At 66.0% G+C, this 19978-nt stretch carries 22 protein-coding genes; 5 read left to right on the top strand and 17 right to left on the bottom strand.

From position 1 onward, the window contains the following. Positions 1 to 18: 18 nt before the first annotated feature. From SB751_RS27445 to SB751_RS27365, 17 genes are all read right to left on the bottom strand, one after another. Positions 19 to 852 carry a beta-hydroxyacyl-ACP dehydratase gene (locus SB751_RS27445; RefSeq protein ID WP_211942910.1) on the bottom strand — a complete coding sequence of 278 codons (834 nt, stop codon included), beginning with the start codon at positions 850 to 852 and terminating at the stop codon, positions 19 to 21. 2 nt (positions 853 to 854) lie between these two features. Beyond that, positions 855 to 1271: a hypothetical protein gene (locus SB751_RS27440; protein WP_092301740.1), complete on the bottom strand. Its 417-nt coding sequence runs from the start codon at positions 1269 to 1271 to the stop codon at positions 855 to 857. Next, entirely contained in the window at positions 1268 to 1687 is a 420-nt protein-coding gene (locus SB751_RS27435) for a hypothetical protein (RefSeq protein ID WP_250024825.1), read from the bottom strand. Before SB751_RS27435 ends, SB751_RS27440 begins: the two co-directional genes overlap by 4 nt. A gap of 1 nt (position 1688) precedes the next feature. Further along, complete coding sequence (locus SB751_RS27430) at positions 1689 to 2036, bottom strand: DsrE family protein (protein ID WP_144200283.1); 348 nt, start codon at positions 2034 to 2036, stop codon at positions 1689 to 1691. A gap of 11 nt (positions 2037 to 2047) precedes the next feature. Next, positions 2048 to 2743, bottom strand: a complete 696-nt coding sequence (locus SB751_RS27425) for a 2-hydroxychromene-2-carboxylate isomerase (protein WP_144200285.1) — start codon at positions 2741 to 2743, stop codon at positions 2048 to 2050. Positions 2744 to 2753: 10 nt separating this feature from the next. Then, the gene (locus SB751_RS27420) at positions 2754 to 3749 is read right to left on the bottom strand and encodes a hypothetical protein (protein WP_211942908.1); all 996 of its coding nucleotides are present in this window, start codon (positions 3747 to 3749) and stop codon (positions 2754 to 2756) included. After that, positions 3746 to 4606: an alpha/beta fold hydrolase gene (locus tag SB751_RS27415; RefSeq protein ID WP_211942907.1), complete on the bottom strand. Its 861-nt coding sequence runs from the start codon at positions 4604 to 4606 to the stop codon at positions 3746 to 3748. The genes SB751_RS27420 and SB751_RS27415 overlap by 4 nt, the downstream gene beginning before the upstream one ends. Then, complete coding sequence (locus tag SB751_RS27410) at positions 4603 to 5622, bottom strand: beta-ketoacyl synthase N-terminal-like domain-containing protein (protein ID WP_250024824.1); 1020 nt, start codon at positions 5620 to 5622, stop codon at positions 4603 to 4605. The genes SB751_RS27415 and SB751_RS27410 overlap by 4 nt, the downstream gene beginning before the upstream one ends. Next, on the bottom strand, positions 5619 to 6758 hold the full coding sequence (locus SB751_RS27405) for a beta-ketoacyl-[acyl-carrier-protein] synthase family protein (RefSeq protein ID WP_211942905.1): 1140 nt from the start codon (positions 6756 to 6758) through the stop codon (positions 5619 to 5621). The genes SB751_RS27410 and SB751_RS27405 overlap by 4 nt, the downstream gene beginning before the upstream one ends. After that, positions 6755 to 7882 (bottom strand): beta-ketoacyl synthase N-terminal-like domain-containing protein, encoded by a 1128-nt coding sequence (locus SB751_RS27400; protein ID WP_410748753.1) that lies wholly within the window; start codon positions 7880 to 7882, stop codon positions 6755 to 6757. Before SB751_RS27400 ends, SB751_RS27405 begins: the two co-directional genes overlap by 4 nt. Before the next feature lie 10 nt (positions 7883 to 7892). Then, positions 7893 to 9098 carry a beta-ketoacyl-[acyl-carrier-protein] synthase family protein gene (locus tag SB751_RS27395; protein WP_186296924.1) on the bottom strand — a complete coding sequence of 402 codons (1206 nt, stop codon included), beginning with the start codon at positions 9096 to 9098 and terminating at the stop codon, positions 7893 to 7895. A 22-nt stretch (positions 9099 to 9120) separates the two neighbouring features. Continuing rightward, positions 9121 to 9372 (bottom strand): acyl carrier protein, encoded by a 252-nt coding sequence (locus SB751_RS27390; protein WP_144200304.1) that lies wholly within the window; start codon positions 9370 to 9372, stop codon positions 9121 to 9123. Positions 9373 to 9404: 32 nt separating this feature from the next. Further along, complete coding sequence (locus SB751_RS27385; protein ID WP_144200306.1) at positions 9405 to 10295, bottom strand: beta-ketoacyl synthase N-terminal-like domain-containing protein; 891 nt, start codon at positions 10293 to 10295, stop codon at positions 9405 to 9407. Beyond that, positions 10292 to 11479: a beta-ketoacyl synthase N-terminal-like domain-containing protein gene (locus tag SB751_RS27380; RefSeq protein ID WP_186296925.1), complete on the bottom strand. Its 1188-nt coding sequence runs from the start codon at positions 11477 to 11479 to the stop codon at positions 10292 to 10294. Before SB751_RS27380 ends, SB751_RS27385 begins: the two co-directional genes overlap by 4 nt. Further along, entirely contained in the window at positions 11476 to 12390 is a 915-nt protein-coding gene (locus tag SB751_RS27375) for a hypothetical protein (protein ID WP_144200310.1), read from the bottom strand. Before SB751_RS27375 ends, SB751_RS27380 begins: the two co-directional genes overlap by 4 nt. Before the next feature lie 17 nt (positions 12391 to 12407). After that, positions 12408 to 13163, bottom strand: coding sequence for a 3-oxoacyl-[acyl-carrier-protein] reductase (gene fabG / locus SB751_RS27370; protein WP_144200312.1), 756 nt, complete (start codon positions 13161 to 13163; stop codon positions 12408 to 12410). 103 nt (positions 13164 to 13266) lie between these two features. Further along, positions 13267 to 13860: a helix-turn-helix transcriptional regulator gene (locus SB751_RS27365; RefSeq protein ID WP_144200314.1), complete on the bottom strand. Its 594-nt coding sequence runs from the start codon at positions 13858 to 13860 to the stop codon at positions 13267 to 13269. A gap of 120 nt (positions 13861 to 13980) precedes the next feature. Here SB751_RS27365 and recQ point away from each other — a divergent pair, with 120 nt between their 5' ends. From recQ to SB751_RS27340, 5 genes are all read left to right on the top strand, one after another. Continuing rightward, a complete protein-coding gene (gene recQ, locus SB751_RS27360; RefSeq protein WP_144200316.1) occupies positions 13981 to 15834 on the top strand; it encodes a DNA helicase RecQ in 1854 nt (617 codons plus the stop codon). A 334-nt stretch (positions 15835 to 16168) separates the two neighbouring features. Next, positions 16169 to 16546 (top strand): 30S ribosomal protein S12, encoded by a 378-nt coding sequence (gene rpsL / locus SB751_RS27355; protein ID WP_010810460.1) that lies wholly within the window; start codon positions 16169 to 16171, stop codon positions 16544 to 16546. Between the two features lie 223 nt (positions 16547 to 16769). After that, entirely contained in the window at positions 16770 to 17240 is a 471-nt protein-coding gene (gene rpsG / locus SB751_RS27350; RefSeq protein WP_092301786.1) for a 30S ribosomal protein S7, read from the top strand. A 118-nt stretch (positions 17241 to 17358) separates the two neighbouring features. Then, a complete protein-coding gene (gene fusA / locus SB751_RS27345; protein ID WP_144200319.1) occupies positions 17359 to 19467 on the top strand; it encodes an elongation factor G in 2109 nt (702 codons plus the stop codon). A gap of 77 nt (positions 19468 to 19544) precedes the next feature. Next, a partial coding sequence (locus SB751_RS27340; protein ID WP_410748752.1) for a GTP-binding protein occupies positions 19545 to 19978 on the top strand: 434 nt, incomplete at its 3' end.

Below are 19978 nucleotides of genomic sequence, written 5' to 3'. Positions count from 1 at the left end.
GCGGTCGGGAAAAGGGGGTCATGCCGGCGCGTGACGTGGGTCGATCATCGCGACCAGACTGCCGACGCGAATCACCGGCGTGGGGCCAATACGGACCTCACCACCGAACACCACCGCATTGGGCAGTAGCCGGTCTATCCGGGCGTCCAGCGTCAGCACGGAGTCGAAGGGCACGTCGTGGATCAGTTCGATGCCGGTCATGGCGCCGAGTACCACCTCCCTCGGTGCCCCGCCGGCCTGGCCAAGGAAGAAGAGCGCGATGCCGGCTTGCCCGAGGGATTCGATAGCCAACCCCGCCGGGTACACGGCCGGTGCCTGTGCGGCGAACAGCGGTGATTGGCGGGTAGCGAGTTTGCACGCGCAGATCTGGGCGCCGGCGGTGTAGCTCTGGACCGCATCGACCAACAGGAAGGGGTAGCGATGCGGCAGCAGTGCCGCGACCTGGCGGTGTGTCAGGACCGGTGGCGCCTGAGACGGCGCCACGGCAGGATGTTCGATGGCGGCACACGGCGCGCCACAGGCGAAGCTGGCCCGCGCACAAGGCTTGCCGCGAACACTCGCCGTGGCTGCCAGGGAGAGTCCGTCCGGCCCGGACGTCCGGACAGTTGCCTCGAGGTTGACGACGTCACCGGGCAGGAGCGCGTCGAGGTACTGCACCCGCGCCACCGTCCGGACGCGCATGGGGTGCCCCGCCGTGCGCGTGGCGAGGCGTTCCGCCAGGGCGAGCAACTGGTCCAGCAGCAGGACGCCGGGATAGATCGGGGCACCGGGATAGTGCCCCAGCGCGAAAAGGTCCGTGCCGCTGACCAGCAGCGCTTCGCCCAGTGTGGCGGAAGGGGAGGAGGGTGGCATCGTCACCAGTACCAGACGTTGTTGAAGTGATGAATGAGGGTCGGCATGTCCGCCTCGTCGACGGACTCGACGCCATCGATGAGGTCCGCAGGAGAAAGACGCAGGCGGTGCAGGTCGGGTCGCCATGCGTACACCGGGACGTTGGCGGCGACCAACGCGGCGACGCCGGACTCGTGGTGGGAAAGTCCGTCTATCGTCAGGCCGCCCAACGTCAGCAACGGCGCCGGCTGGTCGCGTCGCGCGAACAACACGGTATCGGCCTTGAGCAGGAGGGCATGGTCGGCCCCCATCTGCCGCATGACCCGGCTCAGCCAGACGATGTGCCCGTACTGCTCCTCCAGACTGCCGCGATAGGCTTGCTCGACAATGGCGAGTGAACTGCGGGAGCGGCGCCTGCCCCGGCCGGCGGTTGCCGTCATGACTTGACTCCGAGGACCATCGCGCTGTCTGCAGCGCTGAGGTAGTGCTGGAAGCTGAAGGGAATCTTCACCATCGCCTCGGGGATCTGCTGGGTGTTGCCGCGCTCTTCCATGCAATAGCGGCATACCAGCCACTCGAGCTGGTCGCCGTAGCGACGCTTCAGCGCCTGGACCAATGTGGCGGTTGTCGTGCCCGCCGGTGCGTCCGGCGCGAAGAGGTCCGGTGGGCGGCACAGCGAGATCTGCGACAGCCCGGTTGCGTGGCCGCAGTTCCACACAGTGACGTGACGGCCCTGCCGCAAGGCCGCATCCACCATCCGGAACAGGGAGGTCACGGTCTCGGACCGGAACGGTGTGCCCATCATGCCGAAGAAGACGGAGCCCGGCGCGGCGTCCGGGGGGAGAGATGCGGTCATGTCAGGAGTGCCAGATGGTCTTGGTCGACGGCTCGCAGATAGCGCGCACGAGGGTGTCTGCATCGATGACGGTGGCAACGCCATGGCTGACCGTCGCCGCCACGCCGCGCAGGGCCAGCGAGACATCGTCCACTGTGATGCGCAATTGCCCGCCATGCCGGCGTCCGAGTGTGCGGATCGTGTCCGGGTCCTGCTGCAGCCAGGTCGCGCCGTCCTGCATCAGGTGCAACTGCACCGAATCGCCGGCTTTCAGCAGCGCCTCGGCCAGGCGGATGCACTCGGTGCCGCCGGGGTTTGCGGGGGAGTGCGTCTCGATGAGCAGGACGGTAACGGTAGGGGTTGCTTCCATGACGAATGCTCCTAGCCGCAGCCGCCGGCATGGTCGAGGATTGCCGGCGGCGGGCTGTCGTCGCTGCTCAACGGGTCGGACAGATCGATGGCAGGCATGCCTGTGGCGGCGGCCATGAAGTCCCGGAGGCGATCGACGCCCCAGAACTTCTCCCTGCCGACGGTGAAGAACGGCACGCCGAACACGCCCGTGTGGATGCAGTCCTGCAGCCGGGTCAGTCCGACCTCCCGGACGGCTGCATCCGTGTGGGCCGACGAGAGCGCGTTGGGGTCCAGCCCCAGCGCACTGCCCAGTCGTGCGATGACGTCGGGATCGCAGATGTCCGCGCCTTCCTGCCAGCGCGCCAGCGTGACCCGCTCGAGGAAGGCCAGCCCCTGCCCATGCATGTCGGCGACGATCCATGCGAGGTGCGGCACCTCCCAGCGCGGCGCGCGATCCAGTGGCCACACTGGCCGGAGCCCGCGCCGCGCCGCAAGGCGCCGCACATCGGCGAGGATGTAGAGATGCTTCTCGCGCGACATCGGGTGATACAGGAACGTGCTGCCGACCATGCTCAGTTGCGCCTGGTAGTCCGCGTCCGGCTCCCAGAAAGGCACCAGTTGGACGGCGGCGAGAAGATCGGGCCGTGTCTGCCTGAGATCGTGCAAGGCCAGCCACGAGTAGGGGCTGCGCAGCGAGAAATAGAAGACGGGATGTGCTGCCTGCATGCCGCCTCCTTCAGTCCGCGCGCTGCCTGCCGCGCAGGGCGGCCGAGACCTCGGCGTCGAAGGTCACGAGCGACCAGTCACGGCGGTTCTCGACCACCGCGTAGCCGTGGGTGATCAGGCCAGTCGCCGTATGAACCAGTCCGCCATGCCGTTCGACATAGCAGTCCATGCGCGACCGATAGGTGGTGTCCTTGAAAATATCCTCGACGGTGAAGACGGTGTGGATGGTCTCCTCCATCATCGCTTCGTCGAGGATCTGGAGGCTCGCCTGCGGTACGACGGGAATCCACTTCTTGTTCTCCAGCAATGTGCGGATGGAGATTCCACGCTCGGCGACAAAGAGATCCAGCACCTCCTCCATCAGTCTCAGGTAGCCCGAATGCTGGAGGCGATCGTTGAAGTGGCAGTAGAAATAGGGCACCCGCCATTGCCAGACGAAGCGGTTGCCTTCATCGGCAGCCAGCGCGCGACGCACGTCCAGCGGCGGGTTACCGGCCTGGCGCGCCGTGTCCAGGCCGGCATCGGGAATGGAGCGCTGCGGCCCTCGCCGGATCCGGGTACAGGTGTATGGCGCGAGGCGCGGCTCCCCGCTGGCTGGCTGTGGGGTTACGACGCTGTCGTCCAGGCGGAACAGCACGTCCACGTAACCGGTGACGGCCTTCAATGGTTTGCCGTCGCGCGGCACCGTCAGTGTCACGGCGACGCGCAGCACCCCGTCCGGTGCCTTCGGCGACGGCACGACCTCGATATCTACCGTATCGTCAATGTGAAGCGCATGGAGGATCCGTACGCTCGAATCGACGATCTCGAGACAGAGACCTTTCTGCTCATAGAGTTCGCGCGGTCCGAAGCCGTGCGCGCGGAAATGATCGACAACGGCTTCCTCGATGCAATACATGACGTGCTTGAAGCCGATCCAGGTGCAGATGTTGCAGCCTTCGAAGCGGGGCCGGACCCTGGTGTGGGTGCGGTCGAAGCCAGTCGTGTCGGAGTGATGCAAGGTCATGGCGTGGATTCCGTGGAGTGGAAGGAAGGGGTGGCGCCAGCACAAGCCTGGCGAGGCGTGGCCGGCATTGGATCGCCGCGCACCTGCAGGAACTGCGCGATGGCGCCGACAGCGTCGTGCCGGAGATCGTTCAGCAGAAAATGGCCGGCATCGCGAAAGACACGGAGCCGGCCTGCCGGCAGGGTGTCGACCATCGCGCGGACGTCGGGCAATCGCGCAAACTGGTCATCGCCGCCGGCCAACACGAGAAGTGGCTGGCGCACCTCGTGCAGGGGAAGGAAGGGCATCCCGGCGTACAGGCGCCAGAATTCGGTCCAGACGTAGCAACCGAAGTGCTCGCAGGCAGTGCGTGTCATGCGCTGCAGGACGTCCGGCGCCAGCGGGCGCGCGGTGCGGGCGCGGATGCTCTGTTGGACAAAATCCGGGAATGCGTTGACGTGCTGCTGGAACAGGGACCAGGTCACCTCCCGGTGTAACGCCTTGTAGAACGGCGAGACCAGCGCGGCGGGTGCGGTGGCCCCGGGTGTGGCCGGGTGCTGGGCAAGCAGCGTCAGCACGGTGTTGGCGCCGAAAGAGTGGGCAATCCAGACGTCCGGGCACAGTTGAAAGCGCTCAAGCGCAGCGGATAGCCACCGCTCGGGTGGCAGCACCCGGCCCCAGAGGCCAGACTGCAACCCGTTCCAGGGCAGGTCCAGCACGACGCACCGATGCGTGGCGGCCAGGCGCGGCAGCAGCGGTTCCCAGACGCTGCCTGCTTCCATCATCCCGTGGACCAGCACGGCCAGCGGGGCGCCGACGGGCCCGCACACCCGCGCCTGAAGCGTGTAGCCGCCCAGTGATGCCAGCAGCGTCGTCATTGCCCGACGCCGCCCGCTTCAACGACGATGGCTCCGGCGCGGCGGTCCCCCCAGCTGCCACCGCCGAGGACGACCGCCCCGCAAGCCGACTCCGGCTCCGCGGCGCGTGCCTGTTCGCAATGATGGATCAGCGCATACAGCGTGCTGGCCCCATAGGCCGGGCCGGACAGTATGCCGAGATCGCGCTGCGCGCCCTCGCGCTGATGGAGTGCGGTGACCGCGTGGGCGGCAAAGCTGTCGCCGGCGACGTAACAAGGCTTGCTCGCATGATCGGTCAGCAGGGCGTCTAGGGCGGGCGAACGTGCCGCATCGGCATGGCAATAGGCGTAGCCGGCCAGGGCACCATGGTGGCGTGCGCCACGGGCGTTGGCATCATCGGTCCGCTCGAGCACCAAGGCACCTGCGCCTTCCAGCAAGGCGGGCAGCCCGCCGCCTTCGGCAAGCCGGCGGCCGGCCAGCAGGCTGCGCGCCGCCGGGCCATCCACTTCCACCGCGACAACCAGCATGCGCCGGGCGCGGCCGTTGCGGATGGCATTGGCGGCCAGCACGATGGCATCGAGCGACGACGAAGCCCCGGTACAGACGGTGAGGTTGAGCGCACGCAGTCCGAAGCGAATGGCGATAGCGGCCGAGACGACATTGCTGGAGGCGTTGGGTAGATCCATTGCGCTGGTGGCATTGACGTGCTGGCGATGGATGGTCTCCGCTGCCTGGCAGACCGTATCCAGATTGCACGTGTTGGTAGCGACCACCACACCGAACCCGTCATCGTGCAAGGACACGGTGTCCGCCTTCACGAAGCCGGCGTCGGCCAGCGCCTTGGATGCTGCGCAGAGGGCCAGCAACGTGGAGCGCTCCTTGTAGCGAAGCCCCTTCTTGCCCAGCAGTCGCTCGGGCGTGAAATGCGGCGCGGCGGGACCGGCCAGCAACCCCTCCGCGAGGCTGTCGTGGGTGGAGAAGGCCGGGATCTCCCAGCCATGACCCGAGATGAGGATGGCCTGCGTGCGGGGATTCATGATTCGCACTCCAGGATGGCCACGGCATTGACGCCGCCGAAGCCGAACGCATTCACCTGGGCCAGCCGCGCATTGACCGGGGTGGCCTCGTTGACGATATTCATCGCGCGCGCCTCCGGCATCAGGTGCTCGAGCCCGACGGTGGGCGGCAGCATGCCGCACTCGATGGCTTCGATCGCCGTGACCACGCCAACCAGCCCCGACGCCCCCGAGGTATGCCCAGTCATCGATTTCATCGCACAGATGCGTGGATGCGAGACGTGTTGCCGCATCACGCGTTGCATGGCCTCGGCCTCGGCTTTGTCGTTGAGCGGCGTACCGGTGCCGTGGGCCATGATGATGTCGATGTCCTCCGGCGCCAGGCCGGCGCGTTGGTAGGCATCCTCGATGGCACGGGCGATGCCCGCCGGATCTGGGGCCGTCTCGTGCGCCGCATCGCAACTCGTGCCGACGGCCCGCAACGTTGCCAGCACCGGCGCGCCGCGCGCGTTGGCGCTCGCGCGGGATTCCAGCACGACGGCGGCGGCGCCATCGCCCATCAGCACGCCGCGCCGGTCTCGATCGAATGGCCGGACTGCGTCGGGGTGCGAGGGATTCACGCGATCCAGCAAGCCGAACATGCTCTTCGTGATGGTGTCGCAGCCACCGACGATCGCGAAGTCGAAGGCGCCATCGCGCAGGAAGTCCTCGGCAACCGCGAGTGCGAAGCTGGAGGCGGAGCAGGCATTGGCGAGCGTGATGACCGGAAAACTGGTGTGCAGCCTTCGGTTCAGTGCGCGCTCGAAATGCAACTGGTCGATCGTCATCGGCGTGCCGACCGTCCAGAACAGTTCCAGCGTGCGTAGCTCCCGCAGGCCGGTTCCCACCACGACGACGCAACGCGCGTCCGGCGGCAGTGCGGCCTCCTGCACGGCGGCCTGTACCGCATCGCAGAGCAGTTCGGTGGCGCGCAGCGCCCGGTCGATGCCGCCGGGGCGGTCGTCAATCTCATAGGCGTTGCGCACGTTGAAATGGTCGGCGGTAAATGCTTGCAGGCGCTTGCGGCCGGAGTGCCCTGAGCACAGGCTCTCGAAACACGTGCATTTGTCTTCGCCGAGGCTGGTCTTCATGGCCGAGCCGGTGATCGCATATGTCATGGAAGTTCCTTAGCCGCAGGCGCGCGGCGCACGATGAGGCAGCCCGCGTGCCCGTCGTCGGTGGTGGCCAGGACCATGCCCGCCGCACCGGCGGGGGCCTGTTCGAGACAGGCAAGCAGATGGCAGAGCGCGAGCGCGAAGGTGGCGCTGTAGGTGTCGCCGAACCGATCGACGAGCGCCGCCTGGTGGACGGTCATGCTGGCGCCGGGCAGCCGCGCGATGGCGCGCCGTTCGATGTCGGCAATGCGAGGCTCGGCCGCGCCGCACAGGCAACAAGCGACCACCTCGGACGCATCGAGGCCGGCTTGCGTCAGGGCTTCGCCGATGCAGGCCAGTGCGCCCTCCACCGCGTGGTCCAGCGCCAGATCACCGGCCGGGCCGTCGACGGGTTCGCTGTAGCGCCCGTAACGCAAGGCCAGGATGGCCACCCCTTCATGCTGCGGCGTGGTGCGCTCGAGCGAGAACATCGCGCAGCCTTCGCCCAGGGGCACGGCTTGCCGCTTGCCCAGCTGGATCAGGCCGCGATGTGCCCAGGCCGTCTGCACGCAAAGCTCCTCGACGGCACCTGTCAGAAGCCGGTCCGCATAGCCCCGGCGCAGCATCTGCGAGGCGTACTGCAGCGCGAGCAGTCCGGACAGCCGCCCTCCCGAGATGGTTGCGTTCACCGCGCGCGCCTTGAAGCGAATGGCGCACTGTCCCGCCGCGCAGTTCATCACGATGTTCGGGAAGTGGGCGGGATTGACCAGGAATGGCCGCTCCTGGACCAGCGAGTCGCGCGTGAAATCGCTGGTGCTGCGGATACTGCCGGTACTGGTGCCCAGCACGAATCCGGTCCGTTCGGCTTGCTCCCCTTCATAAGGCGGCTGGTCGCCATGCAGCAGGCGCGCCGTGCAAAGCGCGAGCGCCGTGGTGCGGTCGATGGAACGGGTTCCCTTGGCGCCAATCAGTGCGGAGACGTCGAAGTGCGCCGGGCGATAGGCGACGTCCTGCGGATACGGGTCGGTCGATTGCGGCAGTTCAGTCACCGGGGGTGCCGTTGGGTCGGCCGTGCGCAACGCATCCGCCCCCACCCCCAGGGCCGATATCGCCTGCCAGCCAACAATCGAGATGCCATGTGCGGTCATGCGCTGCTCCTCATTGGGGGTACCTCGCGTACACGGTGATGGCGTTGTTGCCGCCGAAGGCAAAGCCGTTGTTCTGCACCACGCGCAGGTCGGCGGCGCGCGAGTGGTTGGGTACGCAATCGAGTGGGCAGCGGGGGTCCGTCTCACCATGGTTGATGGTCGGCGGCAGGAATCCGTCCCGGACGGCCACCGCGCAGGCGATGCTGGCCAGTGCGCTGGCGGCGCCCATGGTGTGTCCGATCATCGACTTGATGGAGGAAACAGGCGGCTTGGTGGCGCCGAACACCTCGGCGATGGCACCGGATTCCGTGATGTCGTTGGCGATGGTGCCGGTGCCGTGGGCGCAGATGTACTGGATCTGCGCCGCGCTGACGCCCGCGTTACGGTGTGCGAGCCGGATGCAGCGCACGATGCTGTCCCGATTCGGCGCCACCATGTGGTCCGCGTCGCAGGTCAGTCCGTAGCCCAGGACCTCGGCGTAGATCCGCGCGCCACGGGCCAGGGCGCTGTCGAGCGACTCGAGCAGAAGCAGACCGGCCCCTTCGCCCGTCAGGATGCCCTTGCGGTCCTTGTCGAATGGCTGGCAGACCTGCGGCGCGATGGTGCCCAGCCGGTAGAAGCCGGCGAATGTCTTGCGGCATACCGAGTCCGCGCCGCCGCACAGCATGGCGTCCGCATCGCCGAGCCCGATGCAGTCATAGGCATAGCCGATGGCGTAGTTGCCGGCCGAGCATGCCGTGGGGAGGGTGATGGCTCCGCCGCGCAAGCCCAGCGCGCGCGCCACCGCGAATGAGATGTGGTGCGAAGGCACCTGCTGGAGCAACGCGGGGTCAATGCCGGCATAGCCATGGCGTACCGCCTGCTCGGTGAGCTGGTCGATCACCTGCGATTCGCCGTCGGTCGTCCCGATGGACACGCCGCAGCGGGCCTGCTTGAGTCGGGTTGTATCGATCCCGCTGTCACGTATCGCCATGCCGGCCGCCGCGACCGCGAACTGTGCACTGCGGCCCAGTGTGCTCGGATCGATCCCGGCGATCCAGGTGGCGGGGTCGAAATTCCGGACTTCGCATCCGCGATGGCTGGCGAAGCCCGACGTGTCGAAGGAGCGAATCTCGGACACGCCGCACGCCCCGGCACGGAGCGCGTCGGTGAACGCCTTCACGCCAAGACCTATGCTGCTCACGGCACCAATGCCGGTCACGACGACACGTCGCATGATGATGGCTCCGGTGCGTGACTCAGGACTTGACCGAGGCGGCTTCATCCACCACCTGGCAGACGCCCTCCAGGTTCACCATGCGGGCCAGCCCGTCCTGCGAGATGGTCACGCCGAAAGCCTTCTCCAGGCTGGCGAGGATTTCGATGGCGCGCAGCGAATCCGCGTCATGGTCTTCCTTGAAGCGGCTGGTCATGGTCATGTCGGCCGGCTCGATCTCAAGGATTTCGGAAACGATCTGCTTGATGGCGGCGATGCGGTCGGGGGAAGTCATGATGGATGTGCTCCTTCTTGGGTGGAAAGCGGTCAGCATTGGGAAACAAATGCCATGTAGCGGTGCTCGTGTATGGCGACGAGGATGAAGGGGTGGACGTCACGCAGCGTCGGCAGGGCGCACAGCAGGGGTGCCAGGGCGCCTGCGTCGTCGCACGTGAGGATGTCTGGGGGCGGAAGGCCTTTGGGCCAGCTGAGCGGCGTGCGGGCCGGGACAACAAGCCGCGTCGGTCCGGGAAACCCGGAGGCGGCGCGCGTCAGCGCGTGGACCAGCCGCTGCGGCAGTTGTCCGGGCGTCTCGACCCGGCCCCAACCGAGGGGCCGCAGGCAATGACCGTTCTCCGTCGCGCGCCTGCCCAGCCGGAGCGCGACGGCGCCCGGCAGGATGGCTGCGCCGGCCCCCTCGGGGATCGCCTCTTCGGCGGCAATGACCAGCGATTGGTCGGCACGACCGGCCTGGATCGCCTGGATGCCCAGCATCAGGGCTTCGAAGCCGGCCAGGAACGGCGACGTGACGGTGCTGCATAGCGCGCGGGCCTGACAGTCGATGGCGACGTGGGCGGCGGCAATATTGGCCGAGATATTGGGTGCGCTGACGGTGCTGACGGCATCCAGTCCGCCGTGGGCCACGGCCTGATCGAACAGGTGCCGGACTGAGACATCCGCGACACTTGTACCGAAACAAAGCGCGAGCCGCTCAGGGGCGACGCCGCCATCCGTGCATGGATCGGGACACCGGCGCGCCGCGGCCAGCGCGTAGCGCGTGGTGTCGTTGAGGTAGCGGTGCCGCGTACCCGGCAGCCACAGGGCCGGATCGAACCAGTCCGGGTCGACGATCGCAAGCGTGCCAGGCGAGCACGGGAGAAGATCTTCCCCGATGCCGGGCGCCACGGCCGCGCAGGTCAGGAGATTGACGGCGCTCATGGCGTCCCTTCCTGCAAGACCAGGGACACGTTGTTCCCACCGAATCCACAGGCATTGATGAGTGCCCGAAGCGGCCGTCTTGCCCGCAGTGGCGTTTCACGGCTGGGCAGCCGGATGCGCGTGGCCGGATCAGGGCGCTCGCAGTAGCCTGCCGGCACCTTCCGATGTGCCAGTGCAAGCGCCGCCGCGAGCAGGGAGAACAGGCCGGACGCGCCTGCGGTGTGTCCGATATGCGCCTTGACGGACAGCACCGGCGGCATGACGACGCTTGGGCCAAGCACTGCCGCCAGAATGTTGCCTTCGATGCGGTCGTTGGGGGGCGTGCCGGTGCCGTGTGGCACGATGACGTCGATGCCGTCGGGGCCGACATTCGCATCGCGCAGCGCCTCACGCAAGGCCCGGGAGATGTCCCGGCCGCCGGGTTCGGGGGCGGTCGGGTGGAAGGCGTCGCAGCTCACGCCGATGCCTCGGATGCGTCCGGCGGATCCGGCGTGCGCGGCAGCTTCGCTGTCGGCCACGAGTACCAGCGCGGCGGCGCCTTCGCCCAGCACGGTGCCCAGGCGGCGGACGTCGAAGGGCATGCACCCCTGCGGATCGAGCGCCGTCATGCGTTGAAAGCCCGATTGGGTGACGTGGGAAAGCAGGTCGGCGCCGATCACGATCATCGCGTCGGCCATGCCGGCCCGGATGATGTCCACCGCATGGACCAGGGCATGAAGGCCGGCCGAGCAGGCGTTGGCGGCGACGAAAGCCGGTCCGGACACCTGGATGGGCAGCACGTGGGGCAGCGTGTCGATGGCGCGGTACGGGTGGCTCGTGGCATACGGCGCCACGGCGTCTTCTAGGCGGTGCCGTTCGGCACGGCGGCTGTCCCCGGCCGCCGTGCCAAGCACGAGACCGGTGTGCAGGGTGTCGAGTGCATGGCCGCGTCTGCGGGCGTCATCGAGGGCTTGCAGGGCAACATCTGCGATCAGGCTGTCGAAGTCGGCATGCACATGAGAGGCCGACGCGGGCAGGCAATGCCCATGGCGCCACGTCCGTCCATCGGTACTCCGCGGGACGATGGCGTTCGGTGATGGCGCCTCGGGTGCGCGTTGCAGGGCACGCCAGAAGGCTTCGACATCCGGACCTGCGGCGGAGCAGGCGCCGAATCCGGCCAGCAGGACATCGCGCCGCTGTGTCATCGCTGGCCTCCAGCGGCGCCGAGTGTCGTCGCGCCAATGGAGAAGGCCATCAGATCGTCGAACAGGGCGACAGTGCGTCCCCCGACGCTGGTCTGTCCCGCCAGGTGGGCCACGTTGCGCCCACATTCCAGGAGATGGACGTCGTGGCGAAGCTGGTCCCCCGGCAGGGCCCGGCCAAGCAGATGGATGCCGCGAAACTCGCCGAACACGGTCAGCGAAGCGGCGCCGCCAGCGTCCGCAAAGAAGCCGCGCCGGGATAGCAGCAGCCCCGCGCCCTGGGCGAAGGACTCCACCAGCAGCGCCAACGGATATGCCAGTTGCGCCTCGTCCATGCCGCGATGCGCGGCGCTGAAGCAAGGCTCATTGAGCGTGATGTTCTTGTAGGCGACTGCGCGAGCAGTGCCATCCAGCGCCACACGATCGACCAGCCGCATGGGATGACCATGCGGTAGCACCTTGAGGGCGACGGTCGGATCGCGCGGCAATTCCGCCGCGGATACTTCCGGGGCGCCTGCATGGCGTGGCACCGGGCCAGTGCCGAGGATGCCGTGCGCCACCGCGCCACCAGGCTTGGTAAAGCGGATCTGCACCGCATCGAGGTCATCCCAGGCGACCTGCAATGTGCAGGTGTCCCCCGGCAGGACCGGGTTCTGGAAGCGCAGGCGCGTCACACTGGTGACGCGGCGCCCCGTCTGGCCGCTCTGCGCGAGCGCATGGTTGGCGGCATGCTGCGCCATCTCCAGCAGGAATGCCCCGGGCAGGATGGGGTACGTCGGAAAGTGGCCCTGAAAGCTGTCGTCGTCGTCCGCAAAACGCCAGTCGAATTCCCATTCGCGGAGGCCGGGCCGGCGACAGTCCGAAAAGCCCCGGACGCTGCGGGCCATGATGAGAGGCGGGAGGATGTCGTCCACGATATCGCCCTGGCGCCTTAGAGGACGAGCCCGCCGTCGATCTGAAAGACCTGGCCCGTGACGTAGGCCGCGTCGGCGGAGGCCAGGAAGCGGACCAACGCCGCGACTTCCTCGGGCTTGCCAAAGCGGCGCAGCGGCACGCGGGCCAGTGCGGCCGACGCGACGCTGTCGGAAAGGCCTGCCGTCATGTCGGATTCGATGAAACCCGGCGCCACGGCATTGACGCGCACGCCGTAGGGCGCAACCTCCTTGGCCAGCGCCCGGGTGAAGCCGATCATGCCGGCCTTCGATGCCGAATAGTTGGTCTGGGTAGCGTTACCGTAGACGCCCGCAATGGACGCCACGTTGATGATGACGCCGGTGCGCCGCTTCATGAAGTGGAAGGCGGCGGACCGGCTCAAGTGGAAGGTACCGGTGAGATTGGTGTCGATGACCGCGGCCCATGCATCGGGGCGCATTGTCGCCAGCGGCGCATCGCGGGTGATGCCGGCGTTGTTCACCAGCACGTCGACCTGGCCGAGATGTTCGATGGTCTCGGCAAAGAAGCGCTCGCAGGCGCCCGCGTCGGCAACGTTGCATTGCAGGGCCAGCGAGGGGATGCCTGCGGCGCGCAGCTGGGCGAGTGTCTCGAGGCCGGCATCGCCTGATGCGTGATGGCAGTAGGAGATTGCGTAGCCAGCGTCGGCCAGTGCCAGGCATATCGCCCGGCCGATCCCGCGTGAGCCGCCGCTGACCAGTGCAACCGGGCGCTGCGGCGATGCAATCGATGTCATCTGCCATTCCTCGCAATGTCGATGGCGCATTGCAACAGACATGGCGAAGTGCAGTAACTACCAAATCTGATAGGCGCGTGGGCTACGTTTGCGCCAAGTCAACTCACCCGTTGAGCCACCCCTGCAAGGCAGCGCACACGGCCGCTGCCGTCTTGTTCCTGGCCTGCAGCTTGAGCATCGCATTGCGAATGTGGAAATTGACGGTGTTGCCGGAGACCATCAGCAATGCGGCGATTTCCGACGAGGTCTTGCCCTGGGCAGTCAGTTTCAGGACTTCGAGCTCGCGCTCGGTCAGGGGCGACTGTCCTTGCCCGGTGGGGCGCGCCATGCGTTGCTGGTCCAGCACGAGATGAACCACGAAGGCGAACCAGCGCATGCGAATTTCGCGACGGCCAAGCTTGCCGTTGACCGGCGGGGTCGGCGACGGGGCGGAGGATAGGGGCCCACCGCGCATGGCCAGGGTGAAGTCCTCCTCCGACAGACCGTGGCACAGGCCCAGCAGCCTTGCCTCGCTCCACAGCTGGCTCGCCGAGAATGTCATGCTGCGGTTCCCCATATCGAAGCCGAGCATCGCGGCGGTCGTCTCGATGCTCTCGAGTACTTCACGCTCCGATGCTGCCGGCTTGCTGATGCGTTTGAGTCGATCCTGCCAATTGCCCATTGCATCGCCCCTTGTTGAGAGTCTGGCAATGCCCATGGAACTCTGCAACCGTCGAGAACGCAATCGCCGTTATCCGAAATAGCGATCTCGGCAGCATCGACGCCGAGCCCGGGCGCCTTAGTGGTAAGGTTACGGCTTTCCCGAATTCCGCTGTCCATGTCGCGCGCACTGGCGATCCTCAAAGAAGTCTTCGGCTACCACGCCTTTCGCGGCCGGCAGGCAGAGATCATCGACCATGTGGCCGAGGGCGGCGATTGCCTGGTGCTCATGCCCACGGGCGGCGGGAAGTCGCTCTGCTACCAGATTCCGGCGCTGCTGCGCCAGCAGGCGGGGCAGGGTGTCGGTATCGTCGTCTCGCCGCTGATCGCGCTGATGCAGGACCAGGTGGCTGCGCTGACCGAGGCCGGTGTGCGCGCAGCGGTGCTCAACTCCACACTGACCAGCAGCGAGGCCTCCGCCGTGGAGCGCGATCTGCTCGCGGGGCGGCTGGAAATCCTCTATGTGGCGCCCGAACGGCTGATGACGCCGCGCTTCCTCGACCTGCTCGAACGCACCCGCGTCGGGCTGTTCGCGATCGACGAGGCGCATTGTGTGTCGCAATGGGGCCACGACTTCCGGCCCGAGTACATTCAGCTGTCGGTGCTGCACGAGCGGTTCCCGCAGGTGCCGCGTATTGCACTCACCGCCACGGCCGATACGCTCACGCGCGATGAAATCGTCGAGCGGCTGGCGCTGGACGACGCGCGCGTGTTCATCTCCAGCTTCGACCGGCCGAACATCCGCTATCGCATCGTCGAGAAGGACAACGCGCGCAACCAGCTGCTCGCCTTCATCAAGGCCGAGCACATGAACGGCGACGGCGGGCACGACAGCGGCATCGTGTATTGCCTGTCGCGCAAGAAGGTCGAGGACACCGCCGCCTGGCTGGCCGGCCACGGCATCCAGGCGCTGGGGTATCACGCCGGCATGGATGCCCAGGTGCGGCAGCATCACCAGGCGCGCTTCCGCGAGGAAGAGGGCATCGTGATGGTGGCGACGATTGCCTTCGGCATGGGTATCGACAAGCCGGACGTCCGGTTCGTCGCCCACCTGGACCTGCCCAAGAGCATGGAAGGCTATTACCAGGAAACCGGCCGCGCCGGCCGCGATGGCCTGCCCGCCAACGCGTGGATGGCCTACGGCCTGGGCGACGTGGTGCAGCAGAAGCGGATGATCGACGAGTCCGAGGCGGACGACGCCCACAAGCGCGTGTCGTCCTCCAAGCTCGACGCCCTGCTGGGTTTGTGCGAGACGGCGGGTTGCCGGCGCGTGCGCATACTGGCGTACTTCGACGAAAATGCCGAGCCGTGTGGCAATTGCGACACTTGTCTTGAGCCGCCGGCGACCTGGGACGGCACGCGCGAGGCCCAGATGGCCCTGTCCTGCGTCTATCGCACGGCCCAGGCAAGCCGCGTCCACTTCGGCGCGACTCATCTGATCGACATCCTGCGCGGCAACGCCAACGAGAAGATCCGGCAGTGGGGCCATGACAAGGTCTCGACCTTCGGCATCGGCAAGGACCGATCGGTGTCGGAGTGGCATGCGATCTTCCGCCAGCTGATCGCCCACGGGCTGCTGGTGATCGACCACGGTGGCCATGGCGCGCTGCTGCTGGGCGAATCCGCCCGGGCGGTGCTCAAGGGCGAGCAGCCCATTACGCTGCGCCGGCAGGTCAACAAGCCAGCCAAGTCCGGCGACCGTGCCGCGCGTGGCACGCGTACCGACCACACTGCCACGATGGATCCCGACGCGCTCGCGCATTGGGAAGCGCTGCGCCGCTGGCGCACGGCCGCGGCGCGCGAGCACGGCGTGCCGGCCTACGTCATTTTCCACGACGCAACCCTGGCCGAACTGGCGCGCAGCGCGCCCGAATCGCTCGACGAACTGGCCGAAGTGCCCGGTATCGGTGCATCGAAGCTCGAACGCTACGGCGAGGAAATCCTCGAGACACTGCGCGCGGTCCGAGTCTGACCGGGGCGCCCGCCCCAAGCGTATACAGGGCGGGTATACCACTTGACCATTGTCAACACCCCTGCTAGGATGCCAGATTCGAGTTTTTGGCTTTGGATTTCGCTCGTCCGTCGGACGCGCGCCCGTGGAGTGATCCTTGCGGCGCAGCCCGGCAGGATAGCCAAGCGGGATCCGGGCGAGCTCGCGCTCTTTGGCAAGTCTGTCACTTCACAGCCCTTCCTTTTGAGCGCCCGCTCTCCATTCCCGTCCGAAACCCGTAGTTGCCCCTCAGGCCGAGTTCATTGATATGGAGCCGGCGGAGGGGTGTTTTTGTAAAACCAAGCTGGATTGAACAATGCCAACTATCAACCAACTGGTTCGCAAGCCGCGTGTCTCTGAAGTCGTCAAGAGCAAGAGCCCTGCGCTTGAGAACTGCCCGCAGCGTCGCGGCGTGTGCACCCGTGTGTACACCACGACGCCGAAGAAGCCGAACTCGGCACTGCGTAAGGTCGCCAAGGTGCGCCTGACCAACGGTTTCGAGGTCATCTCGTACATCGGCGGTGAAGGCCACAACCTGCAGGAACACTCGGTCGTGCTGATCCGCGGCGGCCGTGTGAAGGATCTGCCGGGTGTGCGTTACCACATCGTCCGTGGCTCGCTCGACTTGCAAGGCGTGAAGGACCGCAAGCAAGCTCGTTCGAAGTACGGCGCGAAGCGTCCGAAGGCTGCCTGATCGTTTTCAGGGCACCTGGGCAAGCGATTGCCCGCAGCAGCAACAAGAAGATGGCCTGTGGCGCGAGTCATGGTGCTGTCACCAGGCGGCGGTACAACGGAGAGTTATGCGCCGTGCCGTCGAGTAAGTGGTCACCCGGCGAATTTGCCATGCAGGCAAGCTAGTTGGTGGCCGGAGAGCCGCGATAAGTGACGCGCTCTCAACTGAATCTAAAGGAAAGAAGATGCCACGTCGTCGTGAAGTCCCCAAGCGGGAAGTTCTGCCTGATCCGAAGTTCGGCAACGTTGAAGTTGCCAAGTTCATGAACGTGCTGATGCTGGACGGCAAGAAGTCGGTTGCCGAACGCATTGTGTACGGCGCGTTCGACCAGATCGAAAAGAAGGCAGGCAAGGCCCCCATCGAAGTGTTTTCCGTTGCCATCAACAACGTGAAGCCGGTGGTGGAAGTGAAGAGCCGTCGCGTGGGCGGCGCCAACTATCAGGTTCCGGTCGAAGTCCGTCCGTCGCGTCGTTTGGCATTGGCGATGCGTTGGCTGCGCGAGGCCGCGAAGAAACGCAGCGAGAAGTCGATGGCGCTGCGCCTGGCAGGTGAGCTGCTGGAAGCATCGGAAGGCCGTGGCGGCGCGATGAAGAAGCGCGACGAAGTGCACCGCATGGCCGAAGCCAACAAGGCGTTCTCGCACTTCCGCTTCTAAAGCGAGCGAGACACGTTGTTGGTTGCCGGGCGGGCTGTGTTGCTACACATCTCGCCCGTTTGTGTTAGGGGCGCGGGCGATGAGATGCCGGCGCCTCACGGACGAATAGAGGATTAAAGTGGCTCGTAAGACTCCCATTGAGCGCTACCGCAATATCGGTATTTCGGCTCACATTGACGCGGGTAAAACCACCACGACCGAGCGGATCCTGTTCTACACCGGTGTGAACCACAAGATCGGTGAAGTGCACGATGGCGCGGCCACCATGGACTGGATGGAGCAGGAGCAGGAGCGTGGCATCACGATCACCTCCGCTGCCACCACCGCCTTCTGGAAGGGCATGGCCGGGAACTATCCCGAGCATCGCTTCAACATCATCGACACCCCGGGCCACGTGGACTTCACCATCGAGGTGGAGCGCTCCATGCGCGTGCTGGACGGTGCCTGCATGGTCTACTGCGCAGTGGGTGGCGTGCAGCCCCAGTCGGAAACCGTGTGGCGCCAGGCCAACAAGTACGGCGTGCCGCGTCTGGCCTTCGTGAACAAGATGGACCGTACCGGCGCCAACTTCTTCAAGGTCTACGACCAGCTGAAGAACCGCCTGAAGGCCAACCCGGTGCCCGTCGTGGTGCCAATCGGCGCTGAAGACGGCTTCCAGGGCGTCGTCGATCTGCTGGAAATGAAGGCGATCATTTGGGACGAAGCCAGCCAGGGCGTGAAGTTCGAGTACCAGGACATCCCGGCCGAACTGCAAGCCACTGCTGAAGAATGGCGCGAGAAGATGGTCGAGTCCGCCGCCGAAGCCAGCGAAGAGCTGATGGAAAAGTACCTGGGCGGCGAAGAGCTGACCCGTGCCGAGATCGTCAAGGCGCTGCGTGACCGTACCATCGCCTGCGAAATCCAGCCGATGCTGTGCGGCACCGCGTTCAAGAACAAGGGCGTGCAGCGTATGCTCGACGCCGTGATCGACTTCCTGCCGTCGCCGGTGGATATTCCGCCGGTTACGGGCGTGGACGAACGCGACGACGAGAAGAAGCTCGAGCGCAAGGCTGACGACAGCGAGAAGTTCTCGGCGCTGGCGTTCAAGATCATGACCGACCCGTTCGTTGGCCAGCTGATCTTCTTCCGCGTGTACTCGGGCAAGATCAATTCGGGCGACACCGTGTACAACCCGGTGAAGCAGAAGAAGGAGCGTCTGGGCCGTATTCTGCAGATGCACGCCAACCAGCGCGAAGAAATCAAGGAAGTGCTGGCCGGCGACATCGCCGCTGCGGTGGGCCTGAAGGACGCCACCACGGGCGATACGCTGTGCGATCCGGCTGCCCCGATCGTGCTCGAGCGCATGGTGTTCCCGGAGCCGGTGATCTCGCAGGCCGTTGAGCCGAAGACCAAGGCTGACCAGGAAAAGATGGGCATCGCCCTGAACCGCCTGGCCGCTGAAGATCCGTCGTTCCGCGTGCGCACCGATGAGGAATCGGGTCAGACCATCATTTCGGGCATGGGCGAGCTCCACCTCGAAATTCTGGTCGACCGCATGAAGCGCGAATTCGGCGTGGAAGCCAACATCGGCGCGCCGCAGGTGGCCTACCGCGAGACCATTCGCAAGAAGGCCGAAGACGTCGAAGGCAAGTTCGTCAAGCAGTCGGGCGGCCGCGGCCAGTACGGTCACGCTGTGATTACGCTGGAACCGCAAGAGCCGGGCAAGGGCTTCGAGTTCATCGACGCCATCAAGGGCGGCGTGATTCCTCGCGAATACATTCCGGCGGTTGAAAAGGGTATCGTCGACACGCTGTCGGCCGGTATTCTGGCTGGCTTCCCGGTGGTGGACGTGAAGGTCACGCTGACGTTTGGTTCGTACCACGATGTGGACTCGAACGAAAACGCGTTCCGCATGGCCGGCTCGATGGCTTTCAAGGAAGCCATGCGCAAGGCCAGCCCGGTTCTGCTCGAGCCGATGATGGCCGTGGAAGTGGAAACGCCGGAAGACTACACGGGTACGGTGATGGGCGACTTGTCGTCCCGCCGCGGCATCGTGCAGGGCATGGACGACATGGTGGGTGGTGGCAAGATCATCAAGGCCGAAGTCCCGCTGTCGGAAATGTTCGGTTATTCCACGTCGCTGCGCTCGGCCACGCAAGGCCGCGCCACGTACACCATGGAATTCAAGCATTACGCCGAGGCACCCAAGAACATCGCCGAAGCCGTGATCACGGCCAAGGGCAAGTAATTGGAAGTTTGCCGCCGCGCCTGCCGGTGCGGCGGCGCGATGAAACAACAAGACTGCATTCCATTAGGAGCTGAAAAATGGCAAAGGAAAAGTTCGAGCGGACCAAGCCGCACGTGAACGTAGGTACGATTGGTCACGTTGACCACGGCAAGACGACGCTGACGGCAGCAATCGCCACGGTGCTGGCTGCGAAGTTTGGCGGCGCAGCCAAGAAGTACGACGAAATCGACGCAGCGCCGGAAGAGAAGGCACGCGGCATTACCATCAACACCGCACACGTGGAATACGAGACGGCCAACCGCCACTACGCCCACGTTGACTGCCCGGGCCACGCTGACTATGTGAAGAACATGATCACGGGCGCTGCGCAGATGGACGGCGCGATCCTGGTGTGCTCGGCCGCTGACGGCCCGATGCCGCAGACGCGCGAGCACATCCTGCTGGCCCGTCAGGTTGGCGTGCCTTACATCATCGTGTTCCTGAACAAGTGCGACATGGTGGACGACGCCGA

Source organism: Cupriavidus sp. SIMBA_020 (assembly GCF_046535395.1).
Taxonomy (GTDB): Bacteria; Pseudomonadota; Gammaproteobacteria; order Burkholderiales; family Burkholderiaceae; genus Cupriavidus; species Cupriavidus campinensis.
This window is presented reverse-complemented; position numbering and strand designations above follow the sequence as displayed.

Excerpts from the sequence above, each read along its gene's own strand:
- SB751_RS27445 (WP_211942910.1), bottom strand. The coding sequence starts at position 852 with ATGCCACCCTCCTCCCCTTCCGCCACACTGGGCGAAGCGCTGCTGGTC.
- SB751_RS27440 (WP_092301740.1), bottom strand. The coding sequence starts at position 1,271 with ATGACGGCAACCGCCGGCCGGGGCAGGCGCCGCTCCCGCAGTTCACTC.
- SB751_RS27435 (WP_250024825.1), bottom strand. The coding sequence starts at position 1,687 with ATGACCGCATCTCTCCCCCCGGACGCCGCGCCGGGCTCCGTCTTCTTC.
- SB751_RS27430 (WP_144200283.1), bottom strand. The coding sequence starts at position 2,036 with ATGGAAGCAACCCCTACCGTTACCGTCCTGCTCATCGAGACGCACTCC.
- SB751_RS27425 (WP_144200285.1), bottom strand. The coding sequence starts at position 2,743 with ATGCAGGCAGCACATCCCGTCTTCTATTTCTCGCTGCGCAGCCCCTAC.
- SB751_RS27420 (WP_211942908.1), bottom strand. The coding sequence starts at position 3,749 with ATGACCTTGCATCACTCCGACACGACTGGCTTCGACCGCACCCACACC.
- SB751_RS27415 (WP_211942907.1), bottom strand. The coding sequence starts at position 4,606 with ATGACGACGCTGCTGGCATCACTGGGCGGCTACACGCTTCAGGCGCGG.
- SB751_RS27410 (WP_250024824.1), bottom strand. The coding sequence starts at position 5,622 with ATGAATCCCCGCACGCAGGCCATCCTCATCTCGGGTCATGGCTGGGAG.
- SB751_RS27405 (WP_211942905.1), bottom strand. The coding sequence starts at position 6,758 with ATGACATATGCGATCACCGGCTCGGCCATGAAGACCAGCCTCGGCGAA.
- SB751_RS27400 (WP_410748753.1), bottom strand. The coding sequence starts at position 7,882 with ATGACCGCACATGGCATCTCGATTGTTGGCTGGCAGGCGATATCGGCC.
- SB751_RS27395 (WP_186296924.1), bottom strand. The coding sequence starts at position 9,098 with ATGCGACGTGTCGTCGTGACCGGCATTGGTGCCGTGAGCAGCATAGGT.
- SB751_RS27390 (WP_144200304.1), bottom strand. The coding sequence starts at position 9,372 with ATGACTTCCCCCGACCGCATCGCCGCCATCAAGCAGATCGTTTCCGAA.
- SB751_RS27385 (WP_144200306.1), bottom strand. The coding sequence starts at position 10,295 with ATGAGCGCCGTCAATCTCCTGACCTGCGCGGCCGTGGCGCCCGGCATC.
- SB751_RS27380 (WP_186296925.1), bottom strand. The coding sequence starts at position 11,479 with ATGACACAGCGGCGCGATGTCCTGCTGGCCGGATTCGGCGCCTGCTCC.
- fabG (WP_144200312.1), bottom strand. The coding sequence starts at position 13,163 with ATGACATCGATTGCATCGCCGCAGCGCCCGGTTGCACTGGTCAGCGGC.
- SB751_RS27365 (WP_144200314.1), bottom strand. The coding sequence starts at position 13,860 with ATGGGCATTGCCAGACTCTCAACAAGGGGCGATGCAATGGGCAATTGG.
- recQ (WP_144200316.1), top strand. The coding sequence starts at position 13,981 with ATGTCGCGCGCACTGGCGATCCTCAAAGAAGTCTTCGGCTACCACGCC.
- rpsL (WP_010810460.1), top strand. The coding sequence starts at position 16,169 with ATGCCAACTATCAACCAACTGGTTCGCAAGCCGCGTGTCTCTGAAGTC.
- rpsG (WP_092301786.1), top strand. The coding sequence starts at position 16,770 with ATGCCACGTCGTCGTGAAGTCCCCAAGCGGGAAGTTCTGCCTGATCCG.